Here is a 17,368-nt window from a genome sequence, read left to right as displayed (position 1 = left end):
TGGAAGCCCCGGAGACTGGGCGTTCGAACTCCGCGACTGAAAGCGTGATGGTGCGGACCTGAGCGGGGCGGTACCTGCACGCGCTCTCCCAGGCCGCGATGGCGCACGATCGTCGATCTCATCCGCCGGCGCCACCTGGAGCGATGCCGCCGCGACGTGTGACAGTGCGCCCTGGCTCAACAACTGGGCGCTCACCCGAAAGACGATCGCGGGTGCGATCTGTACTTTGACGTAGGCCAGCGGCAGTGTCCGCGGTTGGGTGGCCAGGCGTTCGGGGTCGGCCTCGCCCAGCAGCGCGTCGGCGACCGGCGCGAGCATGCTGAACGCTCCGGGCGAGGGCAGCAGTGCCGGGTCCCCGACCGCGACGTTGCGCAGGGCGCGCAGCTCGTCGCCGAGGCTCAGATGGCGGTCGGTGTCCCAGATGACCGTGGCGACCGGCCCTCCCGCGCCGCCGGGCCTGGTGTAGTGGTCGAGCAGTTCGGCCTGGCGGTGCAGCGCTTGGTTGGCGCGCCTTTTGGGGGCGGGGTCAGCCGATGGTGACCAGGGCCACGCCTGCCACCGCGACGGCGAGGCCCAGGCGTTGGACGGCGCGCAGGCGCTCGCTGTAGGCGATTCTGGCCAGCAGGACCGTGATGGCCGGGTACAGCGAGGTCAGGACGGCCGCGAGGCTGAGCAGTCCCTGCTGGGCGGCGACGAAGTACAGCACGTTCGCGCCCGCGTCCAGGGTTCCGGACAGTAACGCCAGGCCGACGAGCAGGCGTCCTCGCACGGGCGGGGCCGTGTCGCGTCCGCGCAGGCGGAGGACGGCGAGCATCGCCACGCCGATCACGAGCAGGGTTCCGATGCGGGCGGCGACCAGAGGCCAGAGCCCGCCGCCGTCACCTGCCGCCTTCAGCATGATGAAGAACACCCCGAAGCAGGCCCCGGACACACCGGCCATCAGCGGGCCGCTGTCCAGCCATCGGGGCCACCTTCCCTGGCCGGCGTCGCGCGACGCATGCGCGCCCGGATCGTTGTTCTCCATGCTGACCAGGCCGATGGCCACCAGGCACAGGAGCACGCCGGCGAGGACGGTGGAGTCGAGGCGTTCGCCGCGCAGCGCCCCTACGGCGACCGGCAGGACGGACGAGGCGAGCGCGGAGATCGGGGCGACCACGCTCATCGGCCCCCGGGCCAGCGCGCGGTAGAAGGTGACCAGGCCGGTGCCGCCCGCGACGCCGCCGCCGAACCCCCAGGCGAGGGAGTCCCCGGTGAAGCGGCCCCCGACGAGCACGGCCGACGTCAGCACCACCGCGAGGCCCACCGGCACGCACCAGGCCAGCGCCTTGAGCGCGGTGGACTTGCGGGCCACCGCGCCGCCGAGGAAATCCGCCGCGCCGTACGCGAGGGCGGCCCCCAGCGCGAGGAGCGTCACCATGGGGCCTCACCGATCAACCGGATGGAGATCCGCACGTCCGGGCTGATGGCGCGCAGCCGCGCGGCCAGGTCGTCTCCCGCCTCCTGGAGGCGCTCCAGCGGGTACGGGGCGAGCCGTTCGAGCAGGAAGAGGGCGTTGGTGGTCGACTCGGTGATGCGGGTGCGGACGCACTGCCGCCAGTTCCAGCGGCGGCAGGTCACCCCGGCGTCGTCCCGCCACACGACCTCCCCGGCGTCGGGGTGGTCGACGGCCGCCTCGCCGCCCGCCACGGTGTCGAACGGCTCGTCCCCCGTCGCGCGGACGAGCCTGGCCGCGCCCTGGTAGGCGTCCAGGTCCTCGCCGCCGACCGGCAGGACGTACTGGACGCTGACCGCGTTGTAGGCGTCCACCACCTTGTTGATGGCGGGCAGGGCGTCCACGCGGCGCAGCAGGGCGTCCACGGACGGCCGGGTACGCTGCGGTTTGGATCCGAAGGCTCGGTACGCGTCGCGCCAGGCGTCGAGATGCGGGTCCGCCTCGGCCTCGGACGCCTTCGAGGTCCGGGCCGCCTCCGACAGCCACTCGCGGGTCCGGTCGTCGCTCGGCCCGTTGTCCAGGCCCTCGGCGGTCATGGCGAGCACGGCGACGTCCGGGCGCAGCTCCCGTACGGCGTCGGCGATGACGATCCGCTCCAACATCCCGGATCCCTTCCACGGCGTTTCTCGGCGTCCCTCGACGCGCGGTCATTTTAGTGAACCATTGATACCATCATAACGACCGCGCCTGTCCACCGGCGCGCGGGTTCTAAGGTGTCCGGGGGAGGGAAGCGTGAGCGATCAGGCAGCCATCGGCGAGGCCGTGGCCAGGGCCGTGCGTGCGCTGCGGGCCGGGCACGGGTGGAGCCTGGACGAGCTCGCCGGACGGGCCGGGGTGAGCAAGGGCGTGCTGGTCGGCCTCGAACAGGGCCGCGGCAACCCCAACCTCGCCACGCTCATCCGGATCTCGGACGCGCTCGGCGTCCCGCTGACCCGCCTCGTCCAGGTGGAGGAGCAACCGCCGGTGCGCGTCTTCCCGCCCGAGCGGCATGTCGTGCTGTGGCATGGCTCGTCCGGAGGCACCGGCACGCTTTTGGGCGGCAGCGACCCGCGGCCGTCCCTGGAACTCTGGCGCTGGGAACTGCGACCCGGAGAGGTCAACGAGAGCGACGCGCACGTACCCGGGACCAAGGAGATCGTGTACGTCGAAGAGGGAACGCTCACCCTGACGGTGGACGGCCGCAGGGACCTCATCGAGGCCGGGACGGCGGCGGTCTTCGTAGGCGACCGCCCGCACTCCTACGGCAACGACGGACGCACCGACCTGCGCTTCATCCTCGCCGTCCTGGACCTGTGACGGCCGGATCCAGGCACATACCGCCGTCGGCGATGAATTCGGCCCCGCACGCCGGTCCCTACTCCGAGACCGGCGCACAGAGCGTCGGCGGGAAGGAGTGGCATGGCCGGCATCGAACCCACCAAGACCACCAATCTCGACATCTACGGATGCGCGCCGCTGCTGTGGAGCCGGGCGCTCGACGCATTGGCGGCCGGGCTTCCGTCCCGTGACACGCTCCTGATCCTGGGAACGACCGGCCCGGACGGACGTCCCCGGGCCGCGGGCATCGGGGCCGTCTGGAACGAGGGCCGCCTCTACTTCTGCAGCGGTCCGGGAACGCTCAAGTCCCGCAACCTGGCGTCCAGCCCGTACTGCACGGTCTCGGGACGTCTGGCCGGCATCGACCTCGTCCTGGAAGGCGAAGCCCACCGGGTCACCGACGAGAAGGAACTGGACGAGGTGGCGGCCCTCTACCGTCAGGGCGGCTGGCCCGCCGAGTCGAACGGCGAGGCCCTGACCGCCCCCTTCAGCGCCCCGAGCGCCGGGCCGGCGCCGTGGCATCTCCACCTCTTCACCATCCACAAGGCGATCGGCGTGGCCACCGCCGAACCCTACGGCGCGACGAAATGGGACTTCGCCCAGGAGTGACGAGGCGGAGTGCCCGGCGGACGGTCACGACGTGAGGCGGACGGGCATCACCAGGTAGCGGAAGCCGGTGTCTCCTCCGGGATCGCCCAGGTCGGTGCCCTCGCCGTCTCCGTCCTCGCGGTCCGGAACGGCGGTGAGAAGGGCGGCCCTGGTGGGGCCGGCGCATTGGAGCCGGGCGACCTCGGTGTCCACGCCGGTGAGGCCGTCCAGCAGGTACTGCGGGCTGAAGGCGATGTCGATCTCGTCGCCGTCCAGGGCCGCGGGCAGGCTCTCGTTGGCGCGGGCGGAGTCGCCCGAGGCGCCCCGGATGCGGACCTCGCCGGACGCGAAGGCCAGCCGGACCGGTGTGTTGCGTTCGGTCACCAGCGCGACCCGCTTGATGGCCTCGACGAACGGGGCGGTGCGGACACGGGCCGTGGAGGTCCACGCGCCGGCGAACCGGGACCGGTAGTCGATGAACTGGTCGTCCAGCAGCCGGGCGGTCATGCTGCGGCCGCCGCCGGAGATGCCGATCAGGGTGCCGCCCGTGCCGGAGAGGCCGAGCGAGACCTCGGCGCCCGGCCTGATCGCCTTCGCCGTGTCGGCCAGGGTGCGGGCGGGCACGACCACTCCGGTGGCGAAGCCGTCCCCGACGGGGCTCCAGGTCAGCTCGCGGACGGCGATCCGGTAGCGGTCCGTGCAGGCCAGCCGCATCGTGGGGCCGTCGATGTCGACGCGCACGCCGGTCAGCATCGGCAGGGTCTCGTCGCGTCCGGCGGCCGGGGTCACCTGGGCGACGGCCGCGGCGAACACGGCCGCCGGGACCGTTCCGGCGGAGCCGGGCGGGTCGGGCAGCGTGGGGTAGTCCTCGACGGGCAGCGGGAGCAGGCCGAACTCCGCGCTGCCGCAGGTCACCACGACCTCGCCGCCTTCGAGCAGCACGTCGACGGGGTGCGGCGGAAGGTTCCGTACGATCTCCGCGAGCAGCCGTCCCGACACCAGCACCCGCCCCGGCTCGGCCACGGCGACGGCACCGTCGTCGGCCGTGACCGTGGCCTCGGCCGACACCTCGTAGTCGAACGCCGCGAACCTCAGCCGGCCCTCGCCGGTCACCTCGACGAGCATTCCCGCCAGCACCGGCAGCGCCGGACGCGCGGGCAGGGTGCGCGCCGCCCAGGCGACCGCGTCCGCGAGCGGCTGCCGTTCGACCCTGAACCGCATCGTGTCGTGCCCCCTTCGGCCGGCGAGGATCGCGCGCTTCGCACACTAACCACCCCCGCCGACAGAACGACCCGGCGATCAGAAGAGGGGGGCGGTGGCGCCGGTCTTGACGCGGCGCTCGAAGTCGAGCAGGTACCGCTTGCGTTCCAGGCCGCCGCCGTAGCCGGTCAGGTCTCCGCTGGAGCCGACGACCCGATGGCACGGGATGATCACACTGATGGGGTTGCGGCCGTTGGCCATGCCGACGGCGCGGGACGCGTTGGGGCTTCCGATCTCCTGCGCGAGTTCCCCGTACGAGACGGTCTCCCCGTACGGGATCCTGCGCAGCGCCGACCAGACCCGCATCTGGAACGGCCTGCCGAGCAGGACGTACGGCAGGTCGAACTGGGTCAGTTCGCCGTCGAAGTAAGCCTTGAGCTGCTCCGCCACCGCGCCGAACGGCGCGGCGAACGGGTCCTCCACGGGCTTTCCGAAGATCTCCTGCGGGGGGCGGTGGCGTTGCGGCTCCATGTAGAGGCCGCAGAGGACGCCGTCGACGGCGACCGCCGTGAGCGGCCCGAGGGGGCTGTCGAGGACGGTGTGAGTCCGCTCCCCGTTCACCGTGTCGATCGTCATGATCTCCCTTTCGGGGCTCGGGATGTTCCCGAGTCCACTGGATTGGTCAGGCGGCGGGCAGCCGGTTGATGGCGTGGTCACCGGTCGCCCACAGGTACTGCACCGCGTACGCCCGCCAGGGACGCCACGCGGCGGCGCGGCGGGTGAGCGCCGCGGGGGTGGACGGCAGGCCGAGCTCGTGGGCCGCCGCCCGGACGCCCAGGTCGGTCGGGACGAAGGCGTCCGGGTCGCCCAGGGCGCGCATGGCGATCGTCTCGATCGTCCAGGGCCCGATCCCTGGGAGGGCGCCGAGCTTGGCCCTCGCCTCGTCCCAGTCACCGCCCGCGCCGAGGTCGATCTCGCCCGCGGCCAGCGCGGTCGCGAGGGCGGCGAACGTGGCACGGCGGGTCCGCGGGAACGCCAGCGTCAGCGGGTCCGTTTCCGCGAGCGCCGCCGCCGTGGGGAACAGGTGGGTCAGCCCACCGTGCCCGTGATCTGGCGCGGCGAGGCCGGTGCCGGGATCGGTGACCGGTTCCCCGTGCGCGACCACCAGGCGGGCGGCGTGCGTGCGGGCCGCCGCCGTGGACACCTGCTGGCCCAGCACCGCCCGTACCGCGAACTCGGCCGGGTCGACGGTACGGGGGACGCGGCGTCCCGGCGCCTTGTCCACCAGCGGCGCCAGGACGGGATCGGCGCGGAGCAGGTCGTCCACGGCCGTCGGGTCGGCGTCCAGATCCAGCAGCCGGCGGCAGCGGCTGATCGCGGTGGTGAGATCCCGCAGGTCGGTGAGGGTGAGCGCGCACGCGACATGATCGGGGTGAGGGCACAGCGCGACCACGGCGTGCCCGTGGGGGAGGCGCATCGTCCGCCGGTACGCGCCGTCCCGCCACTCCTCGACGCCCGGCACGGCCGTGGCCGCCAGGTGCCCGAAGAGGTTGTCGGGACACAGCGGGGCGCGGAACGGCAGCCGCAGCGACAGCGTCCCGGAACCGGCCGGAGGACGCCCCTTGGCGACGCGGTCGCGCAGCTCGGTGGGGGTGAGCGCGAAGACCTCCCGGACGGTGTCGTTGAACGCGCGGATGCTGGCGAACCCCGCCGCGAACGCGACCTCGCTCATCGGCAGCGCGCTGGTCTCGATCAGCAGCCGGGCGGTCTGGGCGCGCTGGGCGCGGGCGAGGGCCAGCGGCCCGGCGCCCAGCTCCGCGCTGAGCTGCCGTTCGATCTGCCGGGTGCTGTAGCCGAGGCGCGCGGCCAGGCCGGGCACGCCCTCACGGTCCACCACCCCCTCGGCGATCAGCCGCATGGCGCGGGCCACGACGTCGGCCCGGTGGTTCCACTCGGGGGAGCCGGGGCTGGCGTCGGGACGGCACCGTTTGCACGCCCGGAACCCGGCCTGCTGGGCCGCCGCGGCGCTGGGGTAGAAGCGCATGTTCTCGGGCTTGGGCGGTACGGCGGGGCAGCTTGGCCGGCAGTAGATTCCCGTCGTGACGACCCCGGTGTAGAACCAACCGTCGAAGCGGGCGTCCTTGGACTGCACCGCTCGTACGCACCGCTCCACGTCCTCATGCATGGGTTCAGCATCGCCGAGGTCATCGGGTTTCACTAGCGAGAATCCGACATGAACCTGGTGATGCCCGCCGGGTGATGACCCCTCAGGTAATCGATCTTCCCGCCCCGGCTTGGAAGCGTGGTGCCCACGGACACCTACGGAGGGACCCACGGTGAGCGACGTGCAGCACCTGGTCGAACGATACCTGGCGATCTGGAACGAGCGGGACGCGGCGGCCCGGCGCGCCGCCGTCGACGACCTCTTCACCGAGGACGCCACCTACACCGACCCGCTCGCGGCCGTAGAGGGGCGCGAGGCGATCGACGCCATGGTCGGCGCGGTGCAGCAGCAGTTCCCCGGCTTCGCGTTCCGGCCCGGTGGCGAGGTGGACGCCCACCACGACCTCGCCCGTTTCACCTGGGAACTCGGCCCGGAGGGCGGCGAGGCCACGGTGGTCGGCTTCGACGTCGCCGTCCTGTCCGGCGACGGGCGCATCGCCAAGGTCCACGGTTTCCTGGACAAGGTCCCGGCCGCCTGACCGGCGAACCGCCGTACGGATAGGCTGCCGGCATGGGGCTGCCCAGCGAGCTGAGCGGGTTTCGCTGGCGGTCTGAGAGCCACGCCGCCCCGCCCCGCCGCGTCGTCACAGCGGACGACCGGACGAAGGCCGACGACGCGTACCGAATGGCCTGCGAGGGAACGGGGCTGCTGTGGCGCGGCGACTTCCAGAACGCCCGCCAGCTCCTCAACGCGATGAGGCGGCGAGCTGACCGGCCGCCCAAGCGCGCGCAACGCAGACGGGCTAAGGCCGCAGGCGACCCACTGCCCGCACAGCAGTTCCATCTCCACCGCCTTGCGCAGGGCCAGCGAGCCCGCACGCTAGGCATGCTGCTGATTCCGGTGGAGCCGGGCCATGTCATCCCACTGCGGCGCGCACCCGATGTAAGGCAGGCGTGCGTCGAGGCGTACGGGGAGGCCGATGAGCCGTATGTGGTGTCCTTGCGCGAGTTGCTAGGGGTCATCGGCGCACACGAATGGCGTGTGAAGGGGGTCGAGATCCCCGCCCTCGGAGGCGACCGCATCCATCCGCACTACGGAGTCTTCTCCCCGGTACGCGGCGAGTACATCGACCTGGTCGCTCAGGCCCCGGTTGCCACCGGACGCGCGCTGGCGTACGACATCGGGACTGGGACGGGTGTACTGAGCGCCGTCCTCGCCAAGCGCGGCGTTGAGCGCATCGTCGCCACCGACCACGACCCGCGCGCGCTTGCCTGCGCCCGGGAGAACCTCAGCCGTCTGGGGCTATCGGACCAAGTACAGGTAGTAGAGGCCGACCTGTGGCCACCGCCCCGGGATCCACCGGCGTCGCTGGTGGTGTGCAATCCTCCGTGGATCCCCGCCCGCCCCAGTTCGCCCCTTGAGCACTCCGTGTACGACCCGGACGGCCGCATGCTGCGCGCCTTCCTGGACGGGCTCGCCCGCCACCTCGCCCCGGACGGAGAGGGGTGGCTGATCCTTTCCGACCTCGCCGAGCATCTGGGGCTCCGGACCCGCTCCGACCTGCTCGCCCGCTTCGAGGCCGCGGGCCTGGAGGTGGCGGGACGCCTGGACGCCAAGCCCCGGCATCCGCGAGCGTCCGACACCACCGACCGTCTGCACGCCGCACGGGCGGCCGAGGTGACCTCCCTGTGGCGCCTCATCCCCTCCACACCATGAGGCTCAAGAGCGCTCGGGCTGGAGGTGAAGGGCGGTGATCCCGCACTCGAACGAGGTGGAGGCCACGAACCGGAACCGCTGCGGGGTGCCGAGGCCGGGGAACACCGGCAGCCCCGAGCCGATCGCGGCCGGGTTGACGAACAGGTGAAGATCGTCGATCAGCTCCCCGGCGATCAGGTCGCGCACGAGCGTGCCGCCCCCGTACACGATCAGGTCCCCGCCGTCCCGCGACTTGAGCGTGTTCACGGTGTCCGCCAGATCGCCGCCGGCCACGGTGGCGTTCGCCCAGGGCGACTCCTTCAGGGAGTTGGAGATCACGACCTTGGGCGTGTCGTTCATCCAGTCGATGGACTCCTGGGTCTCGCCCTCCGGCCCGGACTCCCACGCCGGGATGAAGCCCTCGGCCAGCTTGCGTCCCAGCACGATCGTGTCGACCGACCGGCCGAGCGCGTCGACGTACTCGCTCAGGTCATCGCTCCACGGGTGGCTCATCCAGTTCATCTCGCCGTTCGGACCACCCATGTAGCCGTCGACGGTGACCTGGACCTGCAACTTGAGCTTGCGCATGCTGATGTCCCTCGGAATGTCAGGTGTGAGAGCCGAAGCGAGCGGTCCCCGCCATCCTGGCGGAGCCGCTTTACGGATTGTTTACGGCTCCCCCGGCCGGCATCGCGTGCCGTCCACCTGCGCCTTCACGACCCGAGCCGCCCCTGAGCGGAACGTGGGTCATCCCAACAAGTTGCTAGACTCCGCCCATGGCGACGGGCGAGGGCTCCCAACTCACGCGCATCCAGCGCGCGCCGACCTGGCTGGCCGGACAGGCGTCCAACTACGGTCACCGGCTGGTCACCGAACGGCTGGCGGCCGCCGGCACCCGCGGCTACCACTACCGCCTGCTCGCCGCGCTGGCGGAGTTCGGGCCCGCCAGCCAGGCCGCCCTGGGACGCAGGACGGGCATCGACCGCAGCGACGTCGTCGCCGCGCTGAACGAGCTCACCGCCGCGAAGCTGGTCGAACGCGCCCCCGACCCCGCCGACCGTCGGCGGAACATCATCACGCTCACCGAGGAGGGACGGAACCACCTCAAGCGGATCGACCCCGTCCTGGACGAGATCCAGGACGAGTTCCTCGCGCCCTTGTCCGGCTCGGAACGCGAGCAACTGACCGAGCTGCTCACCAAGATCGTGAACTACCACGCCGAGCGCCGCTAACGGGACACGCGCTCCGCCGTGACCACGCCCGTGGTGTAGGACATCGTGAACCGTCCGCCCAGCTCGTCGATCGCGGCGCCGACGCCCTCCAGGACCTCCGCCAGCTTGTCCGGCGGAAGCCTCGTCAGCGCCCCGGTCGTGGGCAACTGGTCCAGCCACTCGTCCCGCGTGTAGTCCCGTTCCCAGTCGAACCGCCACCGCTCCGGGTCGGAGAACGCGCCCGTCCCGCGGATCCCGTCGGCGGCCTTGGTGAGGATCGGCTGGTAGAGCTCCCAGGCCGACCTGGTCTCCCCGGCCGCGCCCCGCACATGGAGGTTGATCGGGGAGTCGGGCACCACTCGCTTGAAGGTGGCGGCGGAGGCCTCCTCCAGCGCCCTTGGAGGCTGGAACACGTGCCAGAACACCGCCAGCCGTCCACGGGGACGCAGCACCTCCGCGGCCTTGACCGCGCCCGCGACCGGATCGACCCAGTGCCAGGCCGTTCCGGCGATGACCGCGTCGAACGTGCGGCCTGCGGCGTCCCAGGACTCGAAGGTGGCCACCTCGACGTCCAGTCCCCTGCGGCGCGCGAACTCGGCCATGCGCGGGTCCGGTTCGACACCGAGCACCGTGCAGCCCGCCGCCTGGAACTGCCGGGCCTCGATGCCGGTGCCGCAACCGACGTCCAGGACCTCGGTCCCGGGCATGGCGGCGGCGATCCGTTCCACCATGGCGTCGGGGTACGGGGGGCGCGTCCGGTCGTAGCGTTCGGCGTCCACACCGAACGACTCCGCCATCTCCCGGGCTCGGTGGATTTCGGGCAGCGGAGACCGGGAGGAATCCGGCTGTAGAGTGGGCATGCGCCCACCATAGTGGGCAAATGCCCACTTGGCGATGCCTTCAGCAGACCGCAAGGAAGGGACGCACGGTGCCCACTGGGATCGCCCTCCGCGACGTACGCCGGCAACTGTTCGACGCCGCCGAACGCGTCCTCTTACGCGACGGCCCGAGCGCCCTCACCAGCAGGGCGGTCACCACCGAGGCGGGCTGCGCCAAGGGCGTCCTGCACCGCCACTTCACCGACTTCGACGGCTTCCTCGCCGAGTTCGTGCTGGACCGCGTCCATCGCCTCGACGAGCAGATCGCGTCCCTGCGCGACTCCGCCGGCACCGGCACCGTCTCCGGCAACCTCACCAGGGCCCTCACGGCCCTGTTCGAGTCGGTCGCCGTGGCGATCGTCGCCCTCGTCACCTCACGGGACGGCCTGCGCGCCCGGCTGCGCGAGACCTGGCCGGTCGGCGTCCCCGTCCTGACCGAGGCGGCGATCCTCATCGCCGAGTACCTCGCCCTGGAACGCGACCGTGGCCGCCTCGCCACCGACGCCGACGTCGACACCCTCGCCGCCATGCTCATCGGCTCCGTCCACCTGCTGTACGCCGACCGCGACAGCACCCCACCCGACGGCGAGACCGTCCACAAGATCGTGACCAGGGTCATCCTCACCGACCTCCGCGACCCCCACCCCTAACCAAGCCCCGCCCCAGGACCAGCCAACAGTCACGCCAACCCAGCGAGACAGCCTGCCATCCAACTCCCGCCGATCGTCACCGATCCGCACCACGTGCCCGCCTGGGCGAAACAGAACGCACGGAACATCCAGGGCCGCGGTTGGGACCGACGCGGGCCGGGCGGCTTGCGTCGGTCGCCGCGTCCCGATCAGTCGGCGGGCACGCCGAACCAGCGGGACAGGTGGCCGTCCAAGTCCTTCTGGTCGTCGCCTATCCAGGCCACGTGGCCGTCGGGGCGGAGCAGGACGCACGGGACGTCCAGTGCCGCGGTTGGATCCGCGACGTGGTCTACCCGGTCCGACCAGCCGTCGGCGGTCAGGTGTCCGGTGCGGTCCAATAGGAGGCCGCGGCCGTGACGCAGCAGGTCGTAGAGGCGGCCCTGCCTCAGGTCGATGTCGCGCAGGCGGCGGCCCAGCAGGTCGGGGCCGTCGCCGAAGTCGTACCGGACGCCGATCGCGGTGACCTTCTCGATCAGATGGCGGTTCACCTCGTCGAAGTCCATCAGCTCGGTGAGCAGCCTCCGCACGGCCCGCGGACCCGGTTCGGGGGACAGCAGTTCCGTCTGGGCGCGGGTGTTGTCCAGCACGTCCTCGGCGACCGGACGGCGTTCCGCCTGGTAGGTGTCCAGCAGTGGCTCCGGCGCCCAGCCGCGGATCCGCGCGGCCAGTTTCCAGCCGAGGTTGGACGCGTCCTGGACGCCCAGGTTGATCCCCTGCCCGCCGACGGGCGGATGGATGTGCGCGGCGTCGCCGGCCAGCAGCACCCGGCCGACCCGATAGCGTTCGGCCAGCCGGGTGGCATCCCCGAAGCGGGACGTCCAGCGCGGGGAGTGCACGCCGAAATCGGTTCCGGCGATGGCGCGCAACCGCTGCTGGAACTCCTCAAGGGTGGGCGGTTGCGAGCGATCTCCGACTCCCGCGGCGGGTACGACGACGCTGTAGATCCCGCCGCCGAAGGGCCTGAGCCAGAACGGCCTGTGGTTCTCACCGATCTCGCGGACCTTGGCGGCGATCTCCTCCTGCGGCACGCCCACTTCCATCTCGCCCATCAGCGTCTCGGTGCGCGAGGGTTCGCCGGGGAAGCCGACGCCGAGCAGTTTGCGCACCGTGCTGCGCGCGCCGTCACAGCCGACGAGATAGCGCGAACGCAACCGTTCGCCGTCCGCCAGCTCGACGGTCACTCCCTCGTCGTCCTGCTCGAAACCCGCCACCGCGCAGCCGTGCCGGACCTGCGCGCCCAGCTCGATCGCGTGGTCTTCGAGCAGTTGGACGATGACCGGCTGCTGGATGCCCACCAGGTAGGCGTGCGCGGAATCCAGGTTCCGGGGTATGGGTTTGGCGATGGCGGCGAAGAAACCGCTGGCTGGACGCTTTCTTCCGTGCTGGACGACGCGGTCGAGCAGCCCGCGCATCGCCATCAGTTCGAGACTGCGAACATGCAGACCGACGATGCGGGTGAACGAAACGGGCTCGGTCTCCTTCTCCAGAACGAGCACCCGCACATCGTGCAGCCGCAGCTCGGCGGCCAGCATCGCGCCGGTCGGCCCGCACCCGGCGATGATCACGTCGGTGGACGTCAGAGAACGCATTGGTGTTGCCTTTCGGGAGTGCCTTGTTGGCGTGGCGCTCCCGGCGACACCTACGTCAATCGCCCGACCGTGACGGGGAGGCGGAGCACCCACGTCGATACAGCGCTCATGGGTCTCACCTCCTCAGGCGGTGTCACGGTCCACCGCAAGCTACAAGTCCGGACATCGTCCCGTCCAACCCTTTTCCCGGCCGCCTCAAGGCTCCTGACGTGCTGGACGGCGGCGGCCGGCTGTTCATTGCGCCATGTCGACGAAGCGGCTGTAGTGCCCCTGGAAGGCGACCGTCACGGTCGCGGTCGGGCCGTTACGGTGCTTGGCCACGATCAGGTCGGCCTCGCCGGCACGCGGCGACTCCTTCTCGTAGGCGTCCTCGCGATGCAGCAGGATCACCATGTCCGCGTCCTGCTCGATGGACCCGGACTCGCGCAGGTCCGAGACCATGGGCTTCTTGTCGGTTCGCTGCTCGGGACCCCGGTTGAGCTGGGAGAGCGCGACGACGGGAACACCCAGCTCCTTGGCCAGCAGCTTGAGCGAACGGGAGAACTCCGACACCTCCACCTGCCGGCTCTCCACCCGCTTCCCGGACGACATCAGCTGCAGGTAGTCGACGATGACCAGGCGCAGGTCGTGCTGCTGTTTGAGGCGACGGCACTTGGCCCGGATCTCCATCATCGACATGTTCGGCGAATCGTCGATGAACAGCGGCGCCTCGGCGACCTCGCTCATCCGCCGCGCCAGCCGCGTCCAGTCCTCGTCCTGCATGGTGCCCGAACGCATGGCGTGCAGCGCCACCCGGGACTCGGCCGACAGCAGCCGCATGGTGATCTCGTTGCGGCCCATCTCCAGGCTGAAGAACGCCGAGGTCAAGCCGTGCTTGATGGACGCGGCCCGCGCGAAGTCCAGCGCCAGCGTCGAGTTGTGCGTCGGAACGCAGGACCGCCCCACCAGATACATGTGATCGGCGTTGTCGACCTGCACGCACCGCACCGGCACGCTCTCCACTGGACGCACGTCCACGATGTACCGCACCCGGTCGCCCGCGTCCGGACGGACGAGTTCACGCTGGCGGGCCGCCTTGCGCGGTGACCGGAACACCCGCTCGGCCGGAACGAAGCCGATCCGGTAGATCGCGGAAGCCCCGCGGCCCGTCTCCGGCTCGATCGTCATGGTCGCCCGGTGTCCGAGGGTCAGGATCAGCTCACGCGCGTCCTCGGCCAGCCGCCGATCGTCGAACGCCAGCCGCACCTGGCCCGATTCGGTGACGTGGCCGTCGAGGTCCAGCATTCCGGCCAGGAGCGCACGCCGCTGCTCCCGTGAGGCCCGCAGGTACTCGCGTGGGATACGCCTGCCCTCAAGCAGCCCCAGCTCTCTGATCGTCCGGCTGAGACCGGAGAGGTCTGGTGCCGACACCCCGGCGGCTTCGATCCGTTCTTGGAGCGAAGTGTGGTCATCTTCGAGATGGCCGGCTTCCCCCTCTCGGCGTTGCCCGCCGACGAGCCATGCTCCCAGTACGTAGGGGTCGAGTGGCAGGTCGGCCTCCGCGAGCTGGAAGGGCGCCGCCAGCTCGACCGCGTGGTTGGAACGGCCGTCGCCGCCACAACGCAGGGTGGCCGCGATCTCCCGGGTGGTCTTGATCGGCCGGTGTGGCGGGAAGCCGGCACGGTGCGGCGGCCTTCCACGCCAGTCGGCCGGGCCCACGTGAGCCCGGTACCTGGGACGCCGCGCCTGCTCGGCCAGAAGGACCGCTCCTACGCCGGCCTCCGCCGGCACCGGAGCATGAGGCATCCGGGGAGGTGATCCCCCACCGGCCACCGCCCTCACGGCAAGGCCCGCGTTACCGCGTCCGAACCGAGGCCGCCCGTGCTCCTGACGTCCCGCGCTGGTCGTGGTCCTCCACTGGTGCTCGGCGTCGGCGACGATCACTTCGCCGTCCGAAAACTCGATCTCGTAGCAGGGACGCCCGTCCATCACCTCGGTGGCGGCGACGACGCGGGTGGGTTTCCCGTCCGCCCCGATCAGCAGGTCGCCGACCTCGACCTCGCCCATCGTCGTCCAGCCGTCCGGGGTCGGCAGGGGCGTGTCGCACCTGACCGCCTTGCCCATCGCGGGCCTGGCCGCGACCACCACCATCTGGCCTGGGTGGAGGCCGTTGGTCAGGGCGTCGAGGTCGGCGAAGCCGGTGGGGACGCCGACCATCTGGCCGCCGCGGCTGCCGATCGCCTCGATCTCGTCCAGCGCCCCCGGCATGATCTCGCTGAGCGGGACGTAGTCCTCGGCGGTGCGCTTGTCGGCGATCGCGAAGACCTCGGCCTGGGCCCGGTCGAGGACCTCGTCGGCGTCGGCGCCATCGGCCGCGTACCCCATCTGCACGATGCGCGTTCCGGTCTCCACCAGCTTCCGCAGCACCGCGCGCTCGCGCACGATCTTGGCGTAGTAACCGGCGTTGGCGGCCGTGGGCACCGACGAGATCAGGGTGTGCAGATAGGGGGCGCCGCCGATGCGCCCGATCTCGCCTCGCTTGGTCAGCTCACCGGCGATGGTCACGGCGTCGGCCGGGTCGCCGCGGCCGTACAGCTCCAGGATGGTGTCGAAGATGATCTGGTGCGCGGGACGGTAGAAGTCCTGGGTACGCAGCACCTCGATGACCTCGGCGATGGCGTCCTGGGAGAGCAGCATCCCGCCGATCACGCCCTGCTCGGCGGCGATGTCGTTCGGTGGGGTGCGCTCGAACCCAGGCTCGTGCGCGCCGAGTTCGGTCACGCTCATCCCTGGCACCCCCTGCGCTTCCGCTGTAGCGGAAGCCCCGCGCGTCCTGTTCTGGATCCTTCATCTCAAGTGCGTCTGACATTTTCGGGGCGCGCGGCCACCCGAAGCAAAGACCCCTGTGGACGGCCTGTGGAGCCGCTGTGCAGACACGCCGCACTCGTTGTGCACAACGCTGGGGAAAACCCTGGGGACAACCGTCCCGTCCTGCGGCCACAGCCGCTCTGACCTGCGGCGATCCCGTCCACCGCATGTGAACGAGAAAAACTTCGACCTCGACCGTCCCTGGCCTCCCGCAGAGGCGGATTGTAATTGATCATTTCGCCTATATCCCTTACAGGCTGCTACCGTGCAGATCGTCATGGTCGGCTCAGCATGGCGGCGGCGGGTCAACCCGCATGACCGCGAGATCATCCGGCTCGCGGTGCCCGCGTTCGGCGCGCTCGTCGCCGAGCCGCTGTTCCTGCTCTCCGACTCGGCGATCATCGGGCATCTCGGCACCGCCCAGCTCGGCGGGCTCGGTGTGGCCGGTCAGGCGCTGTCCCTGCTCGTCTACCTGTGCGTGTTCCTGGCGTACGGGACGACCGCCGGCGTGGCCAGGCAGGTCGGCGCCGGTGACCTGCGTGCGGCGATCCGGCAGGGCATCGACGGGATGTGGCTGGCGCTGGCGATCGGTGTCGTGCTGGCCGTGGGATGCCGACCGCTGGTCCCGTGGCTGGTGGACCTGTTCGGCGCCTCGGCGGTGGTCGATCCGTACGCCCGCACCTACCTCGCGATCAGCCTGCTCGGCGTTCCCGGGATGCTGGTCGTCCTGGCGGGCACCGGAGTGCTGCGCGGCCTCCAGGACACCCGCACGCCGCTGCTGGTCTCGATCGGCGGGTTCGGCGGCAACCTGATCCTGAACGTGGTGTTCGTCCTCGTCCTGGACTGGGGCATCGCCGGTTCGGCATGGGGGACGGTCATCGCGCAGACCCTCAGCGCGGCCGTCTACGTGATCATGGTCCTGCGCGGGGCGCGCCGCCATGGCGCCCCGGTGCGTCCCGACCTTCCGGGGCTGCGCGCGGCGGCGTCCGCGGGAGTCCACCTGCTCGTCCGGACGGCGGCCCTGCGCGTCGTGCTGATCGTCGGCACGTCGGTCGCCGCGCGGATGGGGGACGCGGAGATCGCCGCGTACCAGGTCGGCTTCCAGGTCTGGACGCTGCTGGCGCTCGCCCTGGACTCCATCGCGATCGCGGGCCAGGCCATCACCGGCCGCCATCTGGGCGCCGAGGACGTCGCCGCGACCCGTTCGGCCACCCGGCGGATGGTCCTCTGGGGCGTGGTGTGCGGGGTGCTCTTCGGCGTCGCGATCCTCGTGGTGCGTCCCTGGCTGCCCGCCCTGTTCACGACCGACGATCGGGTCCGCGGCCTGCTGCTCGCCTCGCTGGTCGTGGTCGCGCTCCTCCAGCCGATCGCCGGTGTGGTGTTCGTGCTGGACGGGATACTGATCGGCGCGGGCGACGGCCCGTATCTGGCGGTCACCTCGCTGATCTCGACGGTGGCCTTCCTGCCTCCCGTCCTGGCCGCCTACCAGCTCGGCGCCGGCCTCATCGGCCTGTGGCTCGCCATCGGCGTGTGGATGGCCGCCCGCTTCGTCACCCTGGGGCTGCGCGCCCGCGGCGAAGCCTGGCTCGTCACCGGCGCCACCCGCTGACCGCACACCACGCAAGGTGGCGTACGCGTGCGCCCAGGAAGTGCCACCCCATGCCCCCGACCGGCGTCGCCCGCGCCCTGTTCAAGACG

The 17,368-nt window shown here is 71.3% G+C and carries 17 protein-coding genes; 7 read left to right on the top strand and 10 right to left on the bottom strand.

Going from position 1 to position 17,368, the window contains the following annotated elements; translation table 11 throughout:
- From ACGWYJ_RS37100 to ACGWYJ_RS37090, 3 genes are all read right to left on the bottom strand, one after another.
- Window positions 1–318: hypothetical protein (locus ACGWYJ_RS37100; RefSeq protein WP_395111252.1), on the bottom strand; the 318-nt coding region annotated here is incomplete at its 3' end.
- 208 nt (window positions 319–526) lie between these two features.
- Window positions 527–1,417: an EamA family transporter gene (locus ACGWYJ_RS37095; RefSeq protein ID WP_395111251.1), complete on the bottom strand. Its 891-nt coding sequence runs from the start codon at window positions 1,415–1,417 to the stop codon at window positions 527–529.
- Window positions 1,411–2,094: a B3/4 domain-containing protein gene (locus ACGWYJ_RS37090; protein ID WP_395111250.1), complete on the bottom strand. Its 684-nt coding sequence runs from the start codon at window positions 2,092–2,094 to the stop codon at window positions 1,411–1,413. Before ACGWYJ_RS37090 ends, ACGWYJ_RS37095 begins: the two co-directional genes overlap by 7 nt.
- A 130-nt stretch (window positions 2,095–2,224) precedes the next feature.
- Between ACGWYJ_RS37090 and ACGWYJ_RS37085 the strand changes: the two genes are divergently transcribed.
- The gene (locus ACGWYJ_RS37085) at window positions 2,225–2,788 is read left to right on the top strand and encodes a helix-turn-helix domain-containing protein (RefSeq protein WP_285701258.1); all 564 of its coding nucleotides are present in this window, start codon (window positions 2,225–2,227) and stop codon (window positions 2,786–2,788) included.
- A 102-nt stretch (window positions 2,789–2,890) separates the two neighbouring features.
- Window positions 2,891–3,418, top strand: coding sequence for a pyridoxamine 5'-phosphate oxidase family protein (locus ACGWYJ_RS37080; protein WP_395111249.1), 528 nt, complete (start codon window positions 2,891–2,893; stop codon window positions 3,416–3,418).
- A gap of 24 nt (window positions 3,419–3,442) precedes the next feature.
- Here ACGWYJ_RS37080 and dnaN read toward each other — a convergent pair whose 3' ends face one another.
- From dnaN to ACGWYJ_RS37065, 3 genes are all read right to left on the bottom strand, one after another.
- Window positions 3,443–4,618, bottom strand: a complete 1,176-nt coding sequence (dnaN, locus tag ACGWYJ_RS37075; protein WP_395111248.1) for a DNA polymerase III subunit beta — start codon at window positions 4,616–4,618, stop codon at window positions 3,443–3,445.
- Between the two features lie 78 nt (window positions 4,619–4,696).
- Window positions 4,697–5,233 (bottom strand): methylated-DNA--[protein]-cysteine S-methyltransferase, encoded by a 537-nt coding sequence (locus ACGWYJ_RS37070; protein ID WP_395111247.1) that lies wholly within the window; start codon window positions 5,231–5,233, stop codon window positions 4,697–4,699.
- 46 nt (window positions 5,234–5,279) lie between these two features.
- Window positions 5,280–6,782, bottom strand: a complete 1,503-nt coding sequence (locus ACGWYJ_RS37065) for a DNA-3-methyladenine glycosylase 2 family protein (RefSeq protein WP_395111246.1) — start codon at window positions 6,780–6,782, stop codon at window positions 5,280–5,282.
- Between the two features lie 151 nt (window positions 6,783–6,933).
- Here ACGWYJ_RS37065 and ACGWYJ_RS37060 point away from each other — a divergent pair, with 151 nt between their 5' ends.
- Window positions 6,934–7,299 carry a nuclear transport factor 2 family protein gene (locus ACGWYJ_RS37060; protein ID WP_395111245.1) on the top strand — a complete coding sequence of 122 codons (366 nt, stop codon included), beginning with the start codon at window positions 6,934–6,936 and terminating at the stop codon, window positions 7,297–7,299.
- Between the two features lie 32 nt (window positions 7,300–7,331).
- Window positions 7,332–8,477 (top strand): methyltransferase, encoded by a 1,146-nt coding sequence (locus ACGWYJ_RS37055; RefSeq protein ID WP_395111244.1) that lies wholly within the window; start codon window positions 7,332–7,334, stop codon window positions 8,475–8,477.
- Window positions 8,478–8,480: 3 nt separating this feature from the next.
- Here ACGWYJ_RS37055 and ACGWYJ_RS37050 read toward each other — a convergent pair whose 3' ends face one another.
- Entirely contained in the window at window positions 8,481–9,044 is a 564-nt protein-coding gene (locus tag ACGWYJ_RS37050; protein WP_395111243.1) for a dihydrofolate reductase family protein, read from the bottom strand.
- A gap of 188 nt (window positions 9,045–9,232) precedes the next feature.
- On the opposite strand from ACGWYJ_RS37050, the gene ACGWYJ_RS37045 reads away from it, so the two are divergent.
- The gene (locus ACGWYJ_RS37045; RefSeq protein ID WP_395111242.1) at window positions 9,233–9,688 is read left to right on the top strand and encodes a MarR family winged helix-turn-helix transcriptional regulator; all 456 of its coding nucleotides are present in this window, start codon (window positions 9,233–9,235) and stop codon (window positions 9,686–9,688) included.
- Here the strand turns inward: ACGWYJ_RS37045 and ACGWYJ_RS37040 are convergent.
- Entirely contained in the window at window positions 9,685–10,527 is an 843-nt protein-coding gene (locus ACGWYJ_RS37040) for a class I SAM-dependent methyltransferase (RefSeq protein WP_395111241.1), read from the bottom strand. The two genes, ACGWYJ_RS37045 and ACGWYJ_RS37040, sit on opposite strands and share 4 nt — an antisense overlap.
- Window positions 10,528–10,595: 68 nt before the next feature.
- Here ACGWYJ_RS37040 and ACGWYJ_RS37035 point away from each other — a divergent pair, with 68 nt between their 5' ends.
- Window positions 10,596–11,195 carry a TetR/AcrR family transcriptional regulator gene (locus ACGWYJ_RS37035; RefSeq protein ID WP_395111240.1) on the top strand — a complete coding sequence of 200 codons (600 nt, stop codon included), beginning with the start codon at window positions 10,596–10,598 and terminating at the stop codon, window positions 11,193–11,195.
- Between the two features lie 188 nt (window positions 11,196–11,383).
- Here ACGWYJ_RS37035 and rox read toward each other — a convergent pair whose 3' ends face one another.
- Complete coding sequence (gene rox, locus ACGWYJ_RS37030; protein WP_395111239.1) at window positions 11,384–12,823, bottom strand: rifampin monooxygenase; 1,440 nt, start codon at window positions 12,821–12,823, stop codon at window positions 11,384–11,386.
- Between the two features lie 234 nt (window positions 12,824–13,057).
- Complete coding sequence (gene dnaB / locus ACGWYJ_RS37025; RefSeq protein ID WP_395111238.1) at window positions 13,058–15,589, bottom strand: replicative DNA helicase; 2,532 nt, start codon at window positions 15,587–15,589, stop codon at window positions 13,058–13,060.
- Window positions 15,590–15,947: 358 nt separating this feature from the next.
- Between dnaB and ACGWYJ_RS37020 the strand changes: the two genes are divergently transcribed.
- Entirely contained in the window at window positions 15,948–17,279 is a 1,332-nt protein-coding gene (locus ACGWYJ_RS37020; RefSeq protein ID WP_395111253.1) for an MATE family efflux transporter, read from the top strand.
- Window positions 17,280–17,368: the final 89 nt, after the last annotated feature.

Origin of the sequence: Actinomadura sp. SCN-SB, from assembly GCF_043906805.1 — a bacterium.
Taxonomy (GTDB): Bacteria; Actinomycetota; Actinomycetes; order Streptosporangiales; family Streptosporangiaceae; genus Spirillospora.
The sequence above is the reverse complement of the archived record's forward strand: the minus strand, read 5'-3'. Positions and strand labels throughout refer to the sequence as shown.